The organism is Streptomyces sp. UF-297, from assembly GCF_058245575.1.
Genome location: NZ_JBSIBZ010000005.1, coordinates 168,402 through 188,014, shown reverse-complemented (window position 1 = coordinate 188,014; position 19,613 = coordinate 168,402). Strand labels below are relative to the sequence as shown.

Below are 19,613 nucleotides of genomic sequence, written 5' to 3'. Positions count from 1 at the left end.
CCCCCCCCCCCCCCCCCCCCCCCCCCCCCCCCCCCCCCCCCCCCCCGCTCCCCCACCCCGCCCTCCCCCGTCCCCCCCCGGCAGAGCGGTCGGGCGCCGCCGCTCAGCCCGCGAGCGCCATGAGCGGACCGGCGATCTCCGCCGCGCGGTCGGGCGGGACACCGCGGCCCACGAGGAACTGGGAGATACGGTCCGTGGTCCAGGCCTCGGCCCGCCCCAGGAACTCGGCCAGCGCCCGCGAGTTGTGCCGCACGGTGTCGGCGGCCGGGCGGCCGAAGTGGCACAGCAGCCAGGTCAGCGCCCTGCCCTCGTACCGCAGGGCGTGGATGATCAGAAGCCACCTCGCACCCCTCAAATCGACCGGCGCCGGGGGCAGTCCACCGAACAGCACGTCCCGCACCGCCCGCAGCTCCCCCACCTCCACCTCACCGCCCGCCTCCCCCGCCCGGACGATGAGGTCGTCCACATCGGCCTCCGCGATGTCCCAGACCGGTGTCCGCCATGGCATCGCCGCCTGGTCCCGCGCCTGTGCTCGTGTCCGTACGCCGGCCATGACACCTTCCCCTTCACCCCGGCCGCCCCTGGTCGTCCCGGCCACCGCGGCTCCCCGTTCTGCCCGAACTGCCCTCCAGTCCAGCGAACTTGGATTCACTGTGCGCCGCCCGATGTCCCAGGCACACGGGGCGTCGGCCGTGCTCGGGCCCGGGTACGGACTCGGGCCTGCCCCGCGCGGACCGGGCCGGCCACAACAGCGCCCCTGCGCGCGCCGGTTCACCCCGCGCGCCGCGCAACCCCCGCTCGCGCCCCGCCCATCCGCGCGATTCGCGATTTGTACATGAGTGAAGGCTTTTAGTATGGACAGTTGTGGAGTGTGAGACTTCCCCGCGGATTCTGCGTGTGGTGATCGTCGACGATCACCCGCTGTTCCGCGAGGGGCTGCGGGCCGCCCTGGAGAGCACGCCCGACATCCGGGTGGTCGCGGAGGTCGAGACCGTGGCGGCAGTCCCCGCCGCGGTGGCGGAACACACGCCGGACGTGGTGGTGATGGACCTGTCGCTGCCGGACGGCTCGGGCATCGAGGCCACCCGTCAGCTCACGCGGTCCAGCCCCGGCCTCCCCGTCCTCATGCTGACCATGTCCGACGACGACGGCAGTCTGCTCACCGCGCTGCGGGAAGGAGCGCGCGGCTATCTGGTCAAGGGGGCCGGACGGGAGGAAGTGCTGCACGCCGTACGGACGGTGGCCTCGGGCAGCGCGGTCTTCGGAAGCGATATCGCCGCCCGTATTCCCCACCTGGTGGCAGGGGCCCGGCAGCGTGACGCCGAACAGCTCTTCCCCACCCTGACCTCGCGCGAGTGCGAGGTGCTGGCGCTGATCGCCCGCGGCTATGACAACCGCCGTATCGCCCGCGAGCTGTACGTAGTGGAGAAGACCGTACGCAACCACATCACCCGCATCTTCGAGAAGCTCGGCGTGAGCACCCGCGCGGAGGCGGTGATCCGCGGCCGCGACATGGGGCTTGGCGAGGACTGAGGGGGACCTGGCGGAGGCTCACGCCACGGCGGTCGCCCGCATCGGCCGGGACCGGGTGGGTCCAGTGCCCCATGCGCCCAGGACACCCTCGTCGCCACGATGGAGGACGGCACGCCTGGCCGAGCAGCCGTGCACCAGCGGCGACGACGGCATCCGCCCGAGGGCCCCTGCCCCGGTGCCGGCGGCCGGACCGCAGCACACCGAGGGGAACGGTATGAGCGCAGGCGGGGCACCGGACCTCCTGCCGCGCGGCACGGCCATGGCCTGCATGGTGTGCGCGCTGGCACTCGCCGCCGCGTGTGTGTGGATGCTGCTGGGCTTCACCGGCCTGGGCGGCCCGGGGCTGGCAGGCCTGAACTTCGTCCCGTTCGGCGCGAAGATGCTGTTCGCTGTCGTATGCGCGCTGTCCGGGGCCTTCACCCTCGCCCACCCCGCGGGAGCTTCGGTGGGCCGGCTGCTGCTCCTCACCTCCAGCGTGCAACTGGTGGCGCACGCCATGTCGGCGGTGGCAGCGGCCATCGGCGTCGGAGCGGCCACCCGTACCGTGGTCGTACTGTGCGGCCTGGCCGGTGAAATCCTCTTCGCCTACCTGCAGTTCGCCCTGCCGCTGTGGCTCCCGGACGGCCGGCTGCCCGGACGCCGCTGGGGCCGCGCACTCGCCGTCGCCCTCGCCGCCTGGACCGCCGCCCAGATCTTCTACGACACGGCCCTGCGCGAGACCTGGTACGGCATGCCCAACCCGCTCGCCCGGCCGCCCTGGACGGCGGTGGCCGACGTGATCGTGCCCGCCCTGCGCGTCCCCATCGAGATCGTGCCCCCCTGCATCACCCTGATGACCTGGACGGTCATGGCACTGCGATGGCGCCGCCGCTCACGGGGCACCCGCGCACTCCCGCCCCTCAAAGGCCGCCAGGCCCTCCTCCTGCTCCTCCCCTACCTCCTCAGCCCCGCCACCTCCCACGCCAGTTACTACCTCGGCGCCTACTTCACCCTCCCCGGCAACCTCTTCCTGCTCCTGTACTACCTCCCCCTGGTGACCTGGTCGCTGGCCGTGGGCGTGATCTTCGTACGCGACCGTTCCGGCTTCCTGGACCGCTCGGCCCGCCGCGGCCTGGCACTCCTGGTCCTGCTGACAGGACTGGTCGTCGGATACGCCCTGGTGGCGGTGATCCTCTTCCGCAGCCTGCCCGGCACACCGGCCCCCGGCGCCCTCATACTCACCGCCACAGGCCTCCTGACCGGCCTGTTCGTGCGGTCCGCAGCGCGCGGCGCGGTACAGGCCGTGGACCGCTTCTACTACGGCGACCGCGCCCGCCCCTACCAAGTGGTACGCGGCCTCGCGAGCCGCCTCAGCCGCACGGTGAACCCCGCGGACACCCCCCGCCTGCTGTGCGACACCGTCGTGGGCACGCTCCGGCTGCCCGCCGCCCGGGTCGTCATCGAGACCAGCGCGGGACCGCGTGAGGCCGTCCGCGTCGGGGCCGCCACCGACGCGTCGTGGTGCGCCTTCCCGCTCTCGTACGAGGGCCGGGGCATCGGCAGCCTGGAGGTCGTCGGACGTACCGGCAGGGCCGCGCTGGACCGCCAGGACCACGAGGTACTGCGCCTGCTCGCCGACCAGGCCTCCCCCGCCATCGGCTACCTCCAGCTGTACGAGGACCTCCAGGCGAGCCGGGAGCGGCTCGTCTTCGCCCGTGAAGCGGCCCGCCGCCAACTGCGCTGCGACCTCCACGACGGCCTGGCCCCGTCCCTCTCGGGTCTCCGCCTCCAGATCGACACCGCCCGCGCAGCGCTGGCCCCCACCCACCCAGCGGCCCACACCCTGACCCGCATCTCCCACAACCTCGCCGAAGCCATCACCGAACTGCGACGCATCACCAACGGCCTCTCCCCCGCCGCGGTGGACCGCACCGGCCTGACCGGCGCCCTGCACCAACTCGCCACACAGCTCTCCAGCCCCCGCCTGACCATCACCACCGACCTGAGCCCCGACCCCCTCCCGCCACTCCCGGCCGCGATCGAGGTCGCCGTCTACCGCATCGCGTCCGAGGCCCTCCACAACGCCGTCCGCCACTCCGGCGCGGCCCAGGCCCGCCTGACGGTACGGACCGCCGGCGACACCGTCACCACCGAGATCAGCGACGACGGCACCGGACTCGCAGCTCAGGCCCCCCACACCCCCGGCATGGGCCTCCGCTCCATGACCCAGCGCGCCGAAGAACTGGGCGGCACCCTGACCCTCACCACCGGCCCCGAGAACACAGGCCTCCTGGTCCGGGCGACGCTCCCCCACGACGCCCGTTGATCCCGCTGATCCCGCTGATCTCGTTGATCTCGTTGATCTCGTCAGGCCCGGCCCTGTGCCCGAATTGCCGACCCGACCACCCAAGAGGATCATTATTGGCATATGCGCCCACAGCCCTGGGGCCGACGCCTTCTCGGGTAACTCACCCGCCGCCATCCGATCCCGCAGACCACAGATCCCTCACCGCACACCGCAGACCGCGTCCCGAGCCCAGGAAGCGGAGCGACGCACACCGGCGGGAAAGACCAGGAGACCCTGATGGGCACCAAACCCACCCCTCGAACAACCAAGTGCCGCACCGGCACCGTCCTCACCCTGGCCGCACTCACCGCCATCCCCATCGCCGTACTGCGCCTCCGCTCCAAACACTCCAACTCCCTCAAGTGCCACAACCCTCCGTGCCCACCCGGACGGAGCGACGGCCAAGGCCCCTGACGGGCCAGGCGAGTTGGCCCGACAAGGGCGCGTACCGCCTTACCGCCTGTACTCGGCGACCAAGCCCGTCTCTTCAATGGCACGCGTCAGCGCATGCAACGCAGCGACAGCACTCCCGAGCCCCTGCCTCAAGGCGTGGCCCCCTCGCTCGGGCGGCCGATGATGAGATCTGCGGCGCGGGCGACGACCTGGTCGCGGGTGCGATCAGGATGGTCGGCGGCGAGCACGTGCTTGCCGATCGCCAAGCAGAAGGCAAGCAGGCAGCGCGCCTCGACCTCGTCCGGGTCCTCGCAGACACTGCTGATCGCGTCGCGCGCGAGCTGCATGCGCCGGTTGTCCACGCGGCGCAGCCGTTCGGCGACCGCCTGGTCACGGCGGGCCCAGTCGCGGACGGCCAGGTCGATGGGGAGCAAGCGGTCGCCGGAGAAGGTGAGTTGACCGGCCAGCCGGAACTGATCCAGCACGTCACCGCCCTCCCGCTCGATCCGGTCGAAGACGTCGTCGACGCTCTCGCGCTCCCAGGTGTCCAGCATCTCCGTCAGCAGCGCGTCGCGATCGGCGAAGTAGCCGTAGAAACCGCCCTTGGTCACGCCGAGCGCCTTGGCCAGGGCTTCGACACGCACCGCGTGCACACCCCCCTCGGCCAGCACCCGCAGCCCCTCCTCGACCCACTTCTCACGCGGCGTACGCAACGCACCCATCGAGTGGCCAACCTCACTGTCCCGCCCGGCTGTACGGAGGCGTACAACCGGCCTACGTTCGACTTATACGGAACCGTACAACGCTAGAGGGGACAGCGTCATGACATTCGGATTCCGCACCTTCCACTACGCATCTCCTGCCGCGATGACAGGAGGGCTGTGATGTCGAGGAGACTCCCCAACACCGAACACACCGACCGCCCGTGGCGGATCCACGAGATCACGCCCGACTTCCGGACCGAGGACGTGTGGGCATACCGCACACCCGGCGCCGGCCCGGACGACTTCCCCGCCATGCTGACCGCACTGCGGGCCGCCGGCGGACTCAACGTGAACCCCCCGGTGGTCCGGTTCCTGTTCGCCGTGCGCTGGAAGCTCGGCGCCCTGTTCGGCTGGGACAAGCCCGGACAGGGCCTCGCCGGGCGGGTCGAGTCACTGTGCGACCGGCTGCCCCACGACCTGCGCCAGGACGCGACCGGGACTGCGGTGCCCAACATCCCGTTCACCATGGTGTACGAGCTGCATGACGAGTGCGCCATGGAACTGGCCAACAAGACCGTCCACAGCATCTGCCACCTGGCCTGGGTACCGACCGACACCGGCGAGTACGAACTGCGCATGGCAGCCCTGGTCAAGTCCAACGGCCTGTTCGGACGCCTGTACATGACCGCGATCAATCCGCTCCGATACCTGATCGTCTACCCGGCACTGACCCGCAAATGGGAACGCGCGTGGCAGAACCGGGATCAGTACGCCTGATCCGACGCGCGCTTTCCTGGAGTACGAGCCTCCGCTGACCTACCGCGAGCACACGCCGCTGAACAAGAACTTCGTCAACTCCCACATCTAAGAGTCGATGCTGGCCACGGTGGGCATCGACGCGGCCCCATGACCCAGGACTGAAGCGACAGGGCAGGCGCCGGGGGGCATCGACCGTGGCGGACCAGGGGTGCCGCCTTACTCCTTCGGCGGCTGCGGACCTCTGGGCTGGAGATGGGTGGCACGGAAGTCAGCGGCCGAATGGCCGGTTTTCAGTTCGCAGATGCGCGCGAGCAGTGCGAGCGGGCGCGGGTCGGGCTTTATAGTCGGGCATGCTCCCGGTGCGCCCACATGCCCCAGACGGGGCCGGAGTTGCTGTCCCTGTAGTCGACCGGCGCCGCGTCCGCGTCATCGGTGATCGGCTCGTCGCAGTGGTGGCAGACGTGCGTCACCACCGGTACTCGCCGCCGTTCAGGATCTCCATGTGGTCGCACAGGGCACTGACGGAACGGGACAGGCGCTGCGCGTGCGCGAGTTGGGCGGGCGGCTGTGGGTCCGGCACTTCGCTCAAGCGGCGACGGGTCTCGCCGACGCAGGCCAGCGCGCAGACGCGCGGCGCATCGCTCTGAGGCAGCACGCGCGCGCAGTCCGCCACTTCCGGCACCAACAGCATCAAATGCCCCCGGAGCTGCTGACGTCAGATGGTGGCGATGTCCAGTGGCAGCACGTCCGGTACCGGTCCGGGGTAGGTCTCGCGGGTCACCGCACGGCCCTCCGTTCGCGGCAACGGGCGCAGGCGCAGGGCGGGTAGGCCAGGCAGAAACTCGCCGAGGGCTCCTCGCCACTCCTGGCGAAGTGCCGCGTGCCGCTGTCACTCGTAACCGTGCCTTCACAGGTCACGGTGTAGACCCGCAGGGTCATCTCGGTCTCGGAAGGTGGGGCTTCGCAGTCTCTGACGAGGAACGTACGATCTGGCATGTCGACCTGCTTCTTCAGGTGGGCCACGCCCCGGGGCCGTTCACGCGGCCGCCGGGGTCTTGCATGCACTGATGCTTCGCTGCTGCGTGCAAGGGGAGAAGTTGACTGGCGTTGACTACGCTTGATGTCAACGGTCAACACCCGCCCGGAGCCCGCCTCATGACCGACTTCGCCACACGTGCCCGCACCGCCCTCTCTGAGAAGGGCATCTCGATGCGCAGGGCTGCCCGCGCGCTCAACTACGACCCCGCGTACGTGAGTCGCGTCCTGAACGGGAAGCAGCTGCCCTCGGCGAAGCTGGCACAAGGCATTGATCGGATCGTCGGCGCCGACGGTGCCCTCTTAGCCCTCGCCGAGGCGCAGCTCACCTCGCCCCCGGCCCCGGTCCCGAGTCTCTCGCTCCCCGGGCCCGGTCCAGACGAAGACTTGCTGGCCCGAGTGACGAGCGTGGTCGACGCCTCGCATCGGGTGGACGCCCCAACACTCGATTGGCTTGACCGGTTGTTGGCCGAGCATCGCCGGGCCGAAGACCTCATTGGACCCCGACCACTCGTGGACGTGATGCGTCAGCAGCTCCGTACAGTCGTGGATCTGTACGCGGGCGCGCGTGGTTCGTTGGCTGACCGAGTGGTTCGGCTGGCTTCCGAGCACGCACAGTTCCTGGCGTGGATGGCGCAGGACCAAGCGCAGACGGCTGCCGCGTTGGCCTGGTACGACCGCTCGCACGAATGGGCGCTGGAGGCCGGGGATGCCAACATGGCCGCTACGACGCTCAGCATGAAGGCGCACATGGCGTGGTCCGGCGGCCGGGGAACCCGGTGCGTGCGGCTGGCGGAAGCCGCGCGTTGGTCTGCTCCCGGTACATCCCTGGGGGTGCAGGGCATGGCCGCGCAGATGGCCGCCCGTGGGCACGCACTCGACGGCGAGGGCGAGGACGCCCGCCGCCTCCTCGACGAAGCAGAGGTCCTCATCAGCCGCGCCTCTGAGCGTCCCGAGGACGAGCCGGTGTGGATGTACTTCTACGACGAAACGTGGTTCACCCTGCAACGAGGCATGGCAGCGCTGCACCTGCGCGACTGGCAAACCGCGGTTGATCACATCACGGTCGGGCTCAACGCACTGCCGGATACCTATCGACGCGACAAGACGTGGTACCGCGCCTGCCTGGCTCACGCGCTCGCCGGGGCGGGTGAGTCGGAGCAAGCCGCCTCCGTGGCCGTGGCGAGCGTCCCCGATGCCGCCGCAGTCGGACGCCCCCACTCATGGAATGAACTGCGCACCACAGCATCTGTGCTCATAAGCCAAGGAGCGGCAGGAGGGCGGAAGTTGATTTCCGCGCTCCGGGAGTACGACTGACGAGGAAACGGCCCACGACCGCGACGCCCCACCCGTATATAGAAGACGGGCAGAGCGTCCCCGCGAAAGCCAGGCCGCGGACTGCCGGGCGATCCGCCCGGAGTACGTCGAGTACGTCGACCCGGGTCGGATCGCCCGGCCGGCGTCGGCTGAGCCTGGTCCCAGCGACGATGGCAGCTACTGCGGGTCCGTGGCGGCCTCAGGCTCGTCCTGTTCCTGCTCTGCCAGCAGTTGCCGCGTACAGTTGGCCGAGCCGGACCACCACCAGGGCGCTGTGCGGCCCTTGAGGATGCCACGCAACTCTGCGGTCTTCGCCCACCCTACGGCCGCCGCAGCGCGAGCACGGCGGAGCCGCACCTCCACCTTCGGCAGCACGTCACCGAGCAATACGTACGCGGACGAACCCGGGGCAGGCCAACAGGCCTGCCGCAGGGACGGCGCTTCAGTCCCGGTACAAGCAGGTTCTGCGGTGGCCGTCCTATTTCCAAGCATCGGCCCGGGGAGCCGCGGCGAAAGCGGGGATGGTCAAGGCCCACTCCTTCGCCTGCTCCGGTGTCTGGCCACCATCCGACATCAGCCGGATTGCCCAGATGGATGCGTCGATCCATCCCGGTCCCCGTGCCGCCCAGGCCCAGTCGGTCAGCCATGCACGTTCGCCGGCGATGAGGAAATTGGTCGCCGCGGGATCGGTGTGCAGGAGATTCCCACCGGTCAGCAGCGGCTCTTCCTCGGGCCTGCACCAGTATCCCCACCGATCCCACGCGGTCATCAGATCCACGTTCGGCGCCGGGCGCGTGCTCAGGTCCCGCAGCACTGCGGCGACGGGTTCCAGGTGCTCGGCTTCGGGCTCGTAGTCGGCCCAGGGCGTCCCCCGGATACCTTCGAATCCGAGCAGTCTCCAGCCCGCGATGTCCAGCCGCCACAGAAGCTTGGGGGCGTAGCCGGGAAGGTGGGGATTGACCTTCGCTTCCGCGTCCAGTTCCGGGGCCCGCTCGTGATCCAGGGGAAGGCCCTTGACGAAGACCAGGCGCCGGTCCGACGTCGCGAACAGGGAAGCGATCCCGCAACTGTCCCCGTTCCGCTGGTCGATGACGTCGAAATCCGTGCCCAGCTCAGCGGCGATGTGTATACGGACGGCTTCGGGAAGCCGGCTGAAGAGAAGGCATTCCACGAGCACGATCAAGTTCCCGGATTCGGCGGCTGTGGTGGCTTCGGAGGGAAGGGCGGGTTCTTGTCCGGTGTCGTTGGACCGGGTGGCCGGGGCTCCGGCAGTTTGAAGGGAGGACGCGATGGATCTCTCCTCGCCTCGGTCGTCATGCCCGGACCGTAGCGCTGCCTCCGGCATGACCGCCCCCAGGGGCGCCGACGTGCCAACGCAGGCTGGACCGCCTGGACCGCCTATCTCGCAGCCCGCGCCACCGGCGATCAGCGGAATACCGGACGTTCCGAATGGAACGCCCCGCCAGTTCCTAGGCGGGTTAATGCGACTTAGCACGTGTTGGGATGCTTGCACTTGTTGGCCTGATCAGTAACAAGACAGCCGTTCCGGCCCATGATTGCCCTTATCCGGCCACGATTTACGGCTATCACCCGATCATTGATGCCGCCTCCTACCGTCGGGGCACCGAGCAGACGGCCGCGACGAAGGGCTCTCCATGGTTGAAAGCGCACGGTACGGGGCGATCGACTTAGCCGTGACCTCCACGTTCACCCGGGTATGGGACGACAGGGGGTCAAAGGCCGACCGGAACGGGGCATTCTTCTCCCCGAAGGTCTCCTGGGGCGACTGGCTGGCCGGCTGGCGGGTGCTGGCCCACGTCGGCCGCCCCAGCCACGCGGACATCAACCACCAGACCACCGCGCTCCTGGCACGCAGCGCCTCCCACGATCTCCTCAAGCCCCCGAGGGACTTCGAGCTCATCTGGCGGGACGTGGGCTCGGGAGCGGACGCGAACGGCGCGGTGTGGCGGCCGATTCCCCAGGATGGGTACGTCGCGCTCGGCGACGTGTTCACCGGCTCGTGGACCAAGCCCGACCCCGCCTGGCACGTCTGTGTCCGCAAGGAAGCCGGAGGACGTAAGTACGTCCGGGAGGCGCAGATCGCAGAGCTGATCTGGGACGACCGCGGTTCCGGGGCGGATTCGGACGTGTCGGTGTGGCAGGTCCGAAACCCCGGGTACCCCTCGGACAGCGAGGAGCGGCTGATCCTCGAGGCAGACGCCTTCGTCTCCGGCAACCAGTACACCAGGCCCAGCCGTACCGTGTGGGTCCTGGACCTGCCCGCCCTGGTGGTCAAGCGCAACCCGCCGCAGATCCCGGTCCTCACCTCGCACCAGCAGCCCGACCCCGTCGCCCAGGTCACCGACCGCTCGGTGACGGTGCCCTGCACGGTCGTCAAGGACCCCAGCGCGACTCCCGCGTGGCAGGTGGAACACTCCCCCTTCTACACGCTGGAGCGGCGGGTCAACTACACGCTGAAGATGTTCCGCAACAACCAGCACGGGACGGTCCAGCAGCCCGACAGCCAGGCCGTCACGACCGGTGTCACAACGTCTCAGAGCACCGAGTTCAGCAAGCGCACCAACATCACGGTGTCCGCCTCGGCCGGGATCAGCATCAAAGCCTTTTCCGCCTCCGTGCAGACCAGCGTGTCCACCGAACTCGGCTACAGCACCCGGTACGAAGTCACCCAGCTCAACCAGATCACCACGACCTGGAGCATGGTCACCCCGCCGCGTTCCTCGGGCGCGCTGTGGGCGGCCACCCACGAGATCATCGCCATCCGCAAGGACGGTGACACGGTCGGCGGTCAGGGCGGCCTGAAGTTCGACGTCGACTCCCGTGTCTCCGGCGAGTATCCGGGCGGAGCCGGACTCAAGACCTTCGTCGACGACACCGAGACCACCGCCGACGACCTCAAGGCCCAGCCGTTCGGCGAACCCGAGAGCAGCATCTCCAGCGACGCGCCCGGCTTCATCTCCGACTGACGCCCCAAGCCCCCACCGCGCCTGCCCCCGGCACCACCGGGGCGGGCGCGGTGAGCGGCATCTCGCGGGTTCCGCGCCGCAGGGTGTCTGGCAGGCGGTCGGGCCGATCGGACGATGAGCCGGGTCCGCGGCTGAGCCATGGATACGGAGAGTTGTAGCCGCCGCTGACCGGCACGCCCCAGTCGCTGAATATCGCGCGCTTCGAATGACGCTCAATGCCGCCGACCACATTCGGTGCAACGAGGTATCGGCACATCGGCGATCGAGTCGCGAACGGCAGGCGGCGGGCCCTCGCAGCTGAACGGGACGGTCAGTTGCCGCCGGTGAGTTCACCGCTGAGCTTTTTGTGTATGCGGGCGCTCGGCTCGTTCAGGCCGATGATGTCGACGCTCTTGTTGCGTTGGGCGTACTTGGTCTCGATGGCGTCCAGGGCGGCGACCGAAGAGGCGTCCCAGATGTGGGCGGCGGTCAGGTCGATGACGACCTTGTCCGGGTCGGTGGCGTAGTGGAACCGGCCGACGAGGTCGTTGGAGGAGGCGAAGAAGAGTTCGCCGGTGACCCGGTACACGACGGTGGTGCCGTCGGGGTCGGTGACGGCGGTGACCTCGGCGAAGTGGGCGACGCGCTTGGCGAAGACGACCATGGCGGTGAGGGTGCCGGCGACGACGCCGATGGCGAGGTTGTGGGTGGCGACCACGACGGCGACGGTGATCACCATGACGGCGATCTCACCGGCGGGCATCCGCTTGAGGGTCTTGGGGGCGATGGAGTGCCAGTCGAACGTCGCGAACGACACCATGACCATGACGGCGACCAGGGCGGCCATGGGGATATCGGAGACGATCGGGCCGAAGACGATGCACAGGACCATCAGGAAGGCGCCGGCGAGGAAGGTGGAGAGGCGGGTGCGGGCACCGGAGACCCGTACGTTGATCATCGTCTGGCCGATCATGGCGCAGCCGCCCATGCCGCCGAAGAAGCCGGTGACGATGTTGGCAATGCCCTGACCGATGGACTCGCGGGTCTTGGAGGAGTGGGTGTCGGTGATGTCGTCGACGAGCTTGGCGGTCATCAGCGACTCCATCAGGCCGACCAGCGCCATGGCGAGCGCGTACGGGGCGATGGTGGTGAGCGTGTCCAGGGTGAACGGCACGTCGGGCAGGCCGGGCACGGGCAGGGAGGAGGGCAGCTCGCCCTTGTCGCCGACGGTCGGCACCGCGATCCCGGCGGCCACCGTGATGACGGTCAGGATGACGATCGACACCAGGGGCGCGGGGATCACCTTGGTGACCTTCGGCAAGAGCACCATCAGGATCAGACCGCCGGCGAGCAGCGGGTACACGGCCCAGGGAACGCCCGTCATCTCCGGGAGCTGGGCCATGAAGACCAGGATGGCAAGGGAGTTGACGAAGCCGACCATCACCGAGCGGGGCAGGAACCGCATCAGCTTCGCCACCCCGAGGGAGCCGAGGACGATCTGGAAGACACCGGCGAGGATGACCGCGGCGACGAGGTAGCCGAGGCCGTGCTCACGGTTGAGCGGGGCGATGACCAGGGCCACGGCACCGGTCGCGGCCGAGATCATCGCCCGGCGCCCGCCGACGACGGAGATGACGACGGCCATGGTGAAGGAGGCGAACAGGCCGATCGCCGGGTCGACTCCAGCGATGATCGAGAACGAGATCGCTTCGGGTATCAGGGCCAGCCCGACGACGAGGCCGGCCAGGATCTCGGTACGCCAGACCTTCGGGTCGGACAGCCAGTCGGGGCGCAGACCGCGCAGCCGCGCGGCGGGGGACAGTACGGGAGCGGGCAAGAGAGGCAGTACCTGTCGTGGTCGGGCACGCCCGGCAGCGAGGGACGTGCGGGAAGGCGCGAGAGGACCGGCGCGGTCATCCGCGAAGCCCGCGCGGGGCAGGCCGAAGTCAGTCGGGTGGCAGCGCCGACAGGAAACGGCCGCTGCTCAGAAGCGAAGAGTCACGGCGGGCAGGCGGCGGTGCGGGGCATCTCGGGCATCCGCTCGCTCTCTCCTGCAGGCATCGTCTTCTCCGGGGGGGGCGTCGTCGGCCCCGGCACGGCAGCACAGGACGGGCATCCCGCGCCTTGAGGGGTGGTACGGCACAGCCGTCCCGGCACCCCGGCAACTCTACCCTAACGTTAGGGTAGAGATCGGTGGCGCCCAGGTGGGGCGACAGCGGAAGACGAGGAAGGCAGGCGCGTGAGCGGCGAGCACATGCAGATCGGCGAGGTCGCAGCACGGACCGAGCTGTCGCTGCGCACCATCCGGCACTACGAGGAGACCGGCCTGGTCATCCCTTCCGCCCGCTCCCAGGGCGGCTTTCGCCTCTACACCGAGGCCGACGTCGCCCGCCTGATGGTCATCCGCCGCATGAAGCCGCTCGGCTTCAGCCTGGAGGAGATGCGCGCCCTGCTGGAGGCCACCGACCGCCTCGACTCCGGCGACCGCCTGCCGGCCGAGGAGCGAGAGGAACTCCTCGACCGGGTACGGGGATTCGAGCAGGCGGCGCAGCAGCGGGTTGCGGACCTGCGTACCCAGCTGGCCCGCGCGGAGGAGTTCGCCGCCACGCTGGGCGAGCGCCTCGCCCACTCCCCCGCCTCCTGACTGCTCCCCGGCCCCGTGCCATGCTCGGGGCTTCATGATCAGTGATGAGTACGGAACACCGGGCCGTGAAGCCGGCTCGCCATCGCCGTGAAGCGCAGCCTCAAGAAGACTCGGTGCCGACCGCACCTCATCGACGGCTGCCTCATGCGGTGGCGCCCGTCATCGGCGCACGTGCCCGGGATCACAGCATGGGCAGGAATTCGGGCAGGGTGAGGGCCGAGTGGGCCGGTCGTCCCCCCGCGGCGGGCAGGGCGCTGAGATTGCGCAGCATGTCGTTGCGCTGCTTTAGGGCCCGGGCGGTGGTCGGGAAGAGGGCGGCATCGCCGTCGCCGACCTGCTCCTGGTTCACGGTCACGAACTCACGGGTGTTGTGTTCGTAGGCGGCGAAGCCCGCGGCGTGGTCCCGGTCGGCCAGGGCACCGGCGAGCATGTACGCGCCGACGAGCGCGAGGCTGGAGCCCTGTCCGGTGAGGAACGAGGGTGCGTACGCGGCGTCGCCCACCAGCGCGACCCTGCCGCTGGACCAGCGGGGCATGCGGATCTGGCTGACCACGTCGAAGAACAGGTCGTCCGCGTCACGCATGGCGGTGAGCATGCCCGGGATCTCCCATCCCGCGTCGGCGAAGACCGCGGCGACCAGGTCCCGTTGGGCTTGTGGGTTCCGGAACGCGTCGAACGGCGGTTTTGGGCGGGCGAAGTTCAGGAAGGCGTGCACGTCGTCGTTGTCCCCCACGGCGTAGAGTGCCGCGGCCCTGCCCGGAGTGTTCCATATCAGGGTCTCGTGGGAGAGCCCGAAGGTGTTGCGCAGGGTGAACCCGGCGAAGCAGTAGCCGAGGTAGTGGTGGAACCGCTCTTCGGGGCCGAACAGCAACGCGCGGGTACGTGAGTGCAGACCGTCCGCGCCGAACACCATGTCGAACGTACGCCTGCTGCCCCCGCGGAAGGTGACGTCGACCCCGTGACCGGACTGGTCGAGGGTGTCGATGGAGTCGTTGAACAAGAACTCCACATCGTCACGGACCGCCGCGTGGAGAGCGCGGGCCAGATCCCCGCGCCGCACCTCGAGGTCCCGTCCCGCGACGCCGCCGGTGACGGTGTGCGGGTGGACCGAGGCCACTTCGCTGCCGTCCCCGTGGAGGAACGTCAGCCGGCGCAGGTCGATGTGCGCGTCCCGCAGTCGGGGCAGGATGCCCATCCTCCGGACGACCTCGAGTGCGGTGCCGCGTACGTCGATGGGGTAGCCGCCGTCACGAAGTGCGCCCGCCTTCTCGACCACCGTGACCTCGCATCCGTAGCGGTTCAGCCAGAACGCGAGGGCGGGCCCCGCGATGCTGGCCCCGGATATCAGGACCTTGCGCCGCGGCGTGGTACGGATGCCCCTCAACTGATCGGTGCGGATCATTCCTTGACTCCTTTGCTCATGGTGCGGACGACAAGCAGGGACAGCGCCGTGACGGCGCCGGCCATGACGAAGCCGGTGACGAAGGCCGATTCGGCCGGGATCTTCGACCCGGAAGGGGTCCCGGCGGTGAGGATCGCGCCACTGACCTGCACACCCACGGCGAAACCGATCACGCGAGTCACCAGGACCAGGCTGGTGGCAATGCCGGTGTCACCTTGCTCGACGGATGTGGCGGTGCTGGTCACCATCGCGGTGACGCACAGGCCGTTGGCGAGCGCGATCAACATCTTGCCGATGACGAGGTGCCAGACCTCGGTGTGCACGGCTGCCAGGGCGATCAGGGCGGCGGCCATGATGACGATCCCGGTGGTGACCACGGCGCGCGAGCCGAAGCGCCGCGCCGCGATCCCGCTGACCGGCCCGGCCAGTGACGCGGCCACGGCGCCGGGCAGCAGGAAGAATCCGATCTCGGTGGCGCCGGCCCCGAAGCCGTACGCGTCGGCGGACACCGTGAACAGCTGCGGGATGAGAAAGACCGCCACCGAGGTACCGACGCACATCACGAACGTCAGCACACATGCCTTCCACACCGCGGGCCGTGCCAGCATGCGCAGATCGACCATCGGCGAGGCCGCACGACGCTCAACGGCTGTCCATCCGGTCACGAAGGCGGCCAGCACCACGAGGAGGGCGCCGAGTACGAGTGGCCGCGAGACGATGTCGGGCGCAAGGCTGAGCACGAGCATCAGCGTGACCAGGGTCCCGCTCAAGAGGACGAGGCCGGGCCAGTCGACCCCGGCACCGTCCGACCGGCTCGGCGGATCATGCGGCATCAGCCTGTTCACGAGCACGGTGGCCCCGATGAGCGCGATCGTCGGCAGCGCGAACATCCAGTGCCGGGACAGCCCTTCCGCCACGGGCCCGGCCGAGAGCGTTCCCGCCATCCCGCCGCCCACGAACAAGCCACTGACCACCCCGATGGCCACCTTCGACTCGCTCGCGGGGAGGTGTTCGCGCACCAGGATGAACGACAGGGGCAGCGCGCCCACCATCGCGCCCTGCAGCACCTGACCGAGCAGCAGCACCGGCAGGTTCGGCGCCAGGGCGGACACCAGACCGCCGGCCGAGACCACTGCCATCAGCCGGATCAGGACCCGTTTCCCGCCGTAGCGGTCGCCTAACTTGCCGGCGACCGGTGTGACGAGCGCGCCGGTGACGAGGAGCACGATGCTGAGTAACGCCCCTTCGGACTGGCTCATGTCCAGTTCGCGTTGCAGGAGCGGGAGCGTCGGCGTCACCACCGACTCCAAGGCGCCGGTGGCGACTGCCAGCATGCCAAGGGCCCAGACAGCGGCCTTCCCGATGCGGACAGGCGGAGCCAGAGTTGCGGTCATGGACGTCCTTTCCGTCATTGCCGGGCGAGCAAGGGGGTGGCCGTACGGGTAGCGCTGCGGCCTTGGCGGGCCCGGCGCGGATACAGCGGCCGTTCACGCGGGGCGCGGTGTGCATGTGCTGTGCGGACAGGTCCGAGGTCGTCCGGCGGGGCGAACCCGGGTAAGCGGTACGCGAGTTGGCGCGGGCACGGCTCCGCCGGGTGGAGCGGGTGTACGTGTGCGGCGCCCGCTGAGCCAGTATTACACTACACCGTGCAGTGTAGGACGGTTAAGATGTGCCCATGCCGACCACGAAGACACTGCGCGAGGGATCCACGCGGAAGCGGGCCGCCATCCTCTCGGCGGCCCGGGAACTGTTCCTCGCCGACGGCTTCGACCGGTCCAGCGTCGACGCGGTCGCCGCCCGGGCCGAGGTGTCCAAACGGACGGTCTACGACTACTTCGGCGACAAGCAGACGCTGCTGCGAGCAGTCGTCGACTCCGTCGGCGAGTCGCTGCTCACCACGATCCGGCGCACCCTCGACGACACCCTCACCGACGTCACCGACGTCACCGAGGTCACCGAACTCGAGGACGCCCTGGTCGCGTTCTCGATGAGCATCGCGACCGACATGCTCGGCTCGGCGGAGTACGCGACGCTGCAACGACTGGTCCGGGTGGAATCCGGCCACCTGCCGCACCGGGGCTACAACCCCATGGCCGACACTCCCGACGAGGCCATCGGCGAGCGGTTCGCCGCCCTCGCCGCGGCCGGGCTGCTCGACGTCCCCGACCCCCGGCTCGCGGCCGACCAGTTCATCGCGCTGACCTTCGGCGTCGCGCTGGACAGGCTCGGTTCCGCGAATGCCGCGGAGGACGCCCGCGTCCGGCCGCTCGTCGTCGAGGGCGTGCGGACCTTTCTCCGGGCCTACCGAACCGTGTAGGGCTGGGGCAGCACGAAAGCACAGTGCGCCGTCAGCCATGGCCGTCTTCCCCGTCCCGGCCACCCGCGCCTCGATGGCCACCACGCACCCCCGTCGGGCCGGATTCCCCCGTACGCAGGAGGCGCCGTACTGCGATCCGTACGAGGCAATCGCGGCACGCAACTGCGGGCTTTCGACGGGCTGTTTGGGTTCCTTCAGCCGGAACAGGGCGGCGAGGGCAGTTGCCGTGGCGGCGATCAGGGCGGCGGAGGCGGGCACGGTGTCGCGCGACTGCCTGGCGCGCTGTCCGGAGGGGGCGGTTCCGCGCTAGGCTCACGTTGCATGATCCACATAAGTCCTGTTGGCGCGGCCTGTGCGTGATTATCTTCTGGCGCTGTGTGTTGCCGCCGCCGTCACCTATCTGCTGACCGGGCCCGTGCGGGCCTTTGCCATTGCGGCGGGTGCGATGCCGCAGGTTCGTGCGCGTGATGTGCACCGTACGCCCACGCCGCGGCTGGGTGGCATTGCCATGTTCGCCGGACTGTGTGCCGGGTTCGTGGTGGCCGCGCAACTGCCCAATCTGGGGCGTGACTTTCATCTGTCGGGAGAGACGCTGGGGCTGCTGGCCGGGGCCGCGTTGATCTGGGTACTCGGAGTGCTGGACGACAAGTGGGAGATCAGTGCTCTGGTCAAGCTCGGTGGGCAGGTGGTTGCCGCCGGTGTGATGGCTTTTCAGGGGCTGAGGATCCAGTGGCTTCCGGTGCCGGGCGTCGGCATTGTGGTCCTGCCGGACTGGGCGGGCACGCTCGTCACCATCGGTCTCGTCGTGATCACGATCAATGCGGTCAATTTCGTGGACGGACTGGACGGTCTGGCGGCAGGGATAGTGGGGATCGGGGCCGCCGCGTTCTTCTTGCACACCTACCGCATGTGGTACGGACACGGCATTCATTCCGCCGCCCCCGCGGCCCTGGTCGCGGCCGTCCTGATCGGCATGTGCATGGGTTTCCTGCCGCATAACGCGCACCCGGCGCGGATCTTCATGGGTGATTCCGGTTCCATGCTCATCGGTCTCGTGCTGGCCGCCGGGGCCGTGTCGATGGCGGGTGGCGTGGACCCGTACGACCTGAAGGTGTTCGGCTCGGAGCGGGAGGGCGTGCACGCGATGGTCGCCCTGTGGATCCCGCTGCTGCTGCCGCTGGCCGTGACCGCGCTGCCGGTCGCCGATCTGTTCCTGTCCGTCGTACGGCGCTTGCTGCGGGGGCAGTCACCGTTCGCCGCCGACCGCGGTCACCTCCATCACCGCCTGCTGGACATCGGGCACTCGCACCGCCGCGCCGTATGGATCATGTACTTCTGGTCCGCGGTCATCGCCTTCGGCAGCCTCGCCTACTCGGTCAACAACGCGAACAACGGCCCCACACTGTGGATCGTGGTGGGCCTTGCGCTGCTGAGTGCGGCCGGGCTCATTCTCCTGCTGCTGCCGCGGGTCAAGGCCTCTCCCATCGGCCGCGGCGCCCCGGCCGACCGCGCCTGAGACGTGGCAGGGCGGCGCGCCCCCGGCCGGAGCGCGCCGCCCTCGTTCGCTCGACTACCGCCGTGCTGACGGCTGGTGGAATGCCACCTCCGGGTAGTGGGCCGACAGCCCGTCCAGCAGCGGGACTTCGCGGCCGCGCAGATGGGTGTCGACGAATGCGGTGATGTAGGTGCGGGTGATCCGGTCGATGCGGTCACCGTCGAGTTTCTGCAGCGGGAGTCCGAGCTGTTCGGCCAGCGTCGCCAGGTCGGTGAAGGAGCTGTGCTCGGTGTCGTTCACGCTCAGCCAGCGCTTCCAGCCGGTGAGTTGCTTCCAGGTCTTGTCCCAGGTGTCGTCCGGGCCGCCGGGTACGTGACTGGGCTGGCCCAGCATCAGCAGCGGCCGGTTGACGGGCTGGTCGTTGGGGTAGCGGAAATTGCCGTCGATATTGACGCCCGCCTTGACACGGGAGTCCTGCCGCATGGCGGGGATGGTGCTGAAGCCGCCTGCCGAGTGTCCGACCATCGCGATGCGGCCGGTGTCGATCCGCGGGCCGCCCTTCCACACCGGGTGCTTTCCGGTGAGTTGGTTCAGCACAAAGGAGACGTCCTTCGCGCGGGTGGCTCCTACGGTGGTGGAGTCCGATTTCCCGCACGCCGCACAGGGTGTCGTATGCCCGTCGGGGAACGTGATCCCGCTGGCCTCGTAGTTGTGGCCGATTC

General features: G+C 69.4%; 16 protein-coding genes and 1 pseudogene. 9 read left to right on the top strand and 8 right to left on the bottom strand.

Going from position 1 to position 19,613, the window contains the following annotated elements:
* Positions 1–103 precede the first annotated feature (103 nt).
* Positions 104–553: a hypothetical protein gene (locus AC4IJH_RS05580; RefSeq protein ID WP_490850376.1), complete on the bottom strand. Its 450-nt coding sequence runs from the start codon at positions 551–553 to the stop codon at positions 104–106.
* A 338-nt stretch (positions 554–891) separates the two neighbouring features.
* Here AC4IJH_RS05580 and AC4IJH_RS05575 point away from each other — a divergent pair, with 338 nt between their 5' ends.
* The 3 genes from AC4IJH_RS05575 to AC4IJH_RS05565 all read left to right on the top strand — a co-directional run bounded on the left by AC4IJH_RS05575 (position 892) and on the right by AC4IJH_RS05565 (position 4,273).
* Positions 892–1,533 carry a response regulator transcription factor gene (locus AC4IJH_RS05575; RefSeq protein ID WP_490850386.1) on the top strand — a complete coding sequence of 214 codons (642 nt, stop codon included), beginning with the start codon at positions 892–894 and terminating at the stop codon, positions 1,531–1,533.
* A 214-nt stretch (positions 1,534–1,747) separates the two neighbouring features.
* On the top strand, positions 1,748–3,838 hold the full coding sequence (locus AC4IJH_RS05570; RefSeq protein WP_490850375.1) for a sensor histidine kinase: 2,091 nt from the start codon (positions 1,748–1,750) through the stop codon (positions 3,836–3,838).
* Between the two features lie 258 nt (positions 3,839–4,096).
* Positions 4,097–4,273, top strand: coding sequence for a hypothetical protein (locus AC4IJH_RS05565; protein WP_490850374.1), 177 nt, complete (start codon positions 4,097–4,099; stop codon positions 4,271–4,273).
* Positions 4,274–4,401: 128 nt separating this feature from the next.
* Here the strand turns inward: AC4IJH_RS05565 and AC4IJH_RS05560 are convergent, their stop codons facing one another.
* Positions 4,402–4,974 (bottom strand): TetR/AcrR family transcriptional regulator, encoded by a 573-nt coding sequence (locus AC4IJH_RS05560; protein ID WP_490850373.1) that lies wholly within the window; start codon positions 4,972–4,974, stop codon positions 4,402–4,404.
* Between the two features lie 162 nt (positions 4,975–5,136).
* On the opposite strand from AC4IJH_RS05560, the gene AC4IJH_RS05555 reads away from it, so the two are divergent.
* Positions 5,137–5,733: a DUF2867 domain-containing protein gene (locus AC4IJH_RS05555; protein WP_490850372.1), complete on the top strand. Its 597-nt coding sequence runs from the start codon at positions 5,137–5,139 to the stop codon at positions 5,731–5,733.
* 448 nt (positions 5,734–6,181) lie between these two features.
* Here AC4IJH_RS05555 and AC4IJH_RS05550 read toward each other — a convergent pair.
* Positions 6,182–6,415, bottom strand: a pseudogene (locus AC4IJH_RS05550) (DUF6415 family natural product biosynthesis protein); the annotation flags it as partial.
* 455 nt (positions 6,416–6,870) lie between these two features.
* Here AC4IJH_RS05550 and AC4IJH_RS05545 point away from each other — a divergent pair.
* Positions 6,871–8,067 carry a helix-turn-helix domain-containing protein gene (locus tag AC4IJH_RS05545; RefSeq protein WP_490850371.1) on the top strand — a complete coding sequence of 399 codons (1,197 nt, stop codon included), beginning with the start codon at positions 6,871–6,873 and terminating at the stop codon, positions 8,065–8,067.
* Positions 8,068–8,545: 478 nt separating this feature from the next.
* Here AC4IJH_RS05545 and AC4IJH_RS05540 read toward each other — a convergent pair whose 3' ends face one another.
* Positions 8,546–9,250: an aminoglycoside phosphotransferase gene (locus AC4IJH_RS05540; protein ID WP_490850370.1), complete on the bottom strand. Its 705-nt coding sequence runs from the start codon at positions 9,248–9,250 to the stop codon at positions 8,546–8,548.
* Between the two features lie 472 nt (positions 9,251–9,722).
* Between AC4IJH_RS05540 and AC4IJH_RS05535 the strand changes: the two genes are divergently transcribed.
* Positions 9,723–11,054: a Vps62-related protein gene (locus AC4IJH_RS05535; protein WP_490850369.1), complete on the top strand. Its 1,332-nt coding sequence runs from the start codon at positions 9,723–9,725 to the stop codon at positions 11,052–11,054.
* 310 nt (positions 11,055–11,364) lie between these two features.
* On the opposite strand, the gene AC4IJH_RS05530 is transcribed toward AC4IJH_RS05535, so the two are convergent.
* Entirely contained in the window at positions 11,365–12,855 is a 1,491-nt protein-coding gene (locus AC4IJH_RS05530; protein ID WP_490850385.1) for a SulP family inorganic anion transporter, read from the bottom strand.
* 417 nt (positions 12,856–13,272) lie between these two features.
* Between AC4IJH_RS05530 and AC4IJH_RS05525 the strand changes: the two genes are divergently transcribed.
* Positions 13,273–13,677, top strand: coding sequence for a MerR family transcriptional regulator (locus AC4IJH_RS05525; RefSeq protein WP_490850368.1), 405 nt, complete (start codon positions 13,273–13,275; stop codon positions 13,675–13,677).
* A gap of 181 nt (positions 13,678–13,858) precedes the next feature.
* On the opposite strand, the gene AC4IJH_RS05520 is transcribed toward AC4IJH_RS05525, so the two are convergent.
* Positions 13,859–15,079, bottom strand: a complete 1,221-nt coding sequence (locus AC4IJH_RS05520; protein WP_490850367.1) for an FAD-dependent monooxygenase — start codon at positions 15,077–15,079, stop codon at positions 13,859–13,861.
* A complete protein-coding gene (locus AC4IJH_RS05515; RefSeq protein WP_490850366.1) occupies positions 15,076–16,473 on the bottom strand; it encodes an MFS transporter in 1,398 nt (465 codons plus the stop codon). Before AC4IJH_RS05515 ends, AC4IJH_RS05520 begins: the two co-directional genes overlap by 4 nt.
* A 281-nt stretch (positions 16,474–16,754) precedes the next feature.
* Between AC4IJH_RS05515 and AC4IJH_RS05510 the strand changes: the two genes are divergently transcribed.
* Positions 16,755–17,396: a TetR/AcrR family transcriptional regulator gene (locus AC4IJH_RS05510; protein WP_490850365.1), complete on the top strand. Its 642-nt coding sequence runs from the start codon at positions 16,755–16,757 to the stop codon at positions 17,394–17,396.
* Positions 17,397–17,736: 340 nt separating this feature from the next.
* Positions 17,737–18,912 (top strand): MraY family glycosyltransferase, encoded by a 1,176-nt coding sequence (locus AC4IJH_RS05505; protein WP_490850364.1) that lies wholly within the window; start codon positions 17,737–17,739, stop codon positions 18,910–18,912.
* A 54-nt stretch (positions 18,913–18,966) separates the two neighbouring features.
* Here the strand turns inward: AC4IJH_RS05505 and AC4IJH_RS05500 are convergent, their stop codons facing one another.
* Positions 18,967–19,488: an alpha/beta hydrolase gene (locus tag AC4IJH_RS05500; protein ID WP_490850363.1), complete on the bottom strand. Its 522-nt coding sequence runs from the start codon at positions 19,486–19,488 to the stop codon at positions 18,967–18,969.
* Positions 19,489–19,613 lie beyond the last annotated feature (125 nt).

What these genes read in the sequence shown, in the direction of transcription:
- AC4IJH_RS05535 (WP_490850369.1), top strand. Translation starts at nt 9,723, where the DNA reads ATGGTTGAAAGCGCACGGTACGGGGCGATCGACTTAGCCGTGACCTCC.
- AC4IJH_RS05515 (WP_490850366.1), bottom strand. Translation starts at nt 16,473, where the DNA reads ATGACCGCAACTCTGGCTCCGCCTGTCCGCATCGGGAAGGCCGCTGTC.
- AC4IJH_RS05565 (WP_490850374.1), top strand. Translation starts at nt 4,097, where the DNA reads ATGGGCACCAAACCCACCCCTCGAACAACCAAGTGCCGCACCGGCACC.
- AC4IJH_RS05520 (WP_490850367.1), bottom strand. Translation starts at nt 15,079, where the DNA reads ATGATCCGCACCGATCAGTTGAGGGGCATCCGTACCACGCCGCGGCGC.
- AC4IJH_RS05580 (WP_490850376.1), bottom strand. Translation starts at nt 553, where the DNA reads ATGGCCGGCGTACGGACACGAGCACAGGCGCGGGACCAGGCGGCGATG.
- AC4IJH_RS05555 (WP_490850372.1), top strand. Translation starts at nt 5,137, where the DNA reads ATGTCGAGGAGACTCCCCAACACCGAACACACCGACCGCCCGTGGCGG.
- AC4IJH_RS05570 (WP_490850375.1), top strand. Translation starts at nt 1,748, where the DNA reads ATGAGCGCAGGCGGGGCACCGGACCTCCTGCCGCGCGGCACGGCCATG.
- AC4IJH_RS05545 (WP_490850371.1), top strand. Translation starts at nt 6,871, where the DNA reads ATGACCGACTTCGCCACACGTGCCCGCACCGCCCTCTCTGAGAAGGGC.
- AC4IJH_RS05510 (WP_490850365.1), top strand. Translation starts at nt 16,755, where the DNA reads ATGCCGACCACGAAGACACTGCGCGAGGGATCCACGCGGAAGCGGGCC.
- AC4IJH_RS05560 (WP_490850373.1), bottom strand. Translation starts at nt 4,974, where the DNA reads ATGGGTGCGTTGCGTACGCCGCGTGAGAAGTGGGTCGAGGAGGGGCTG.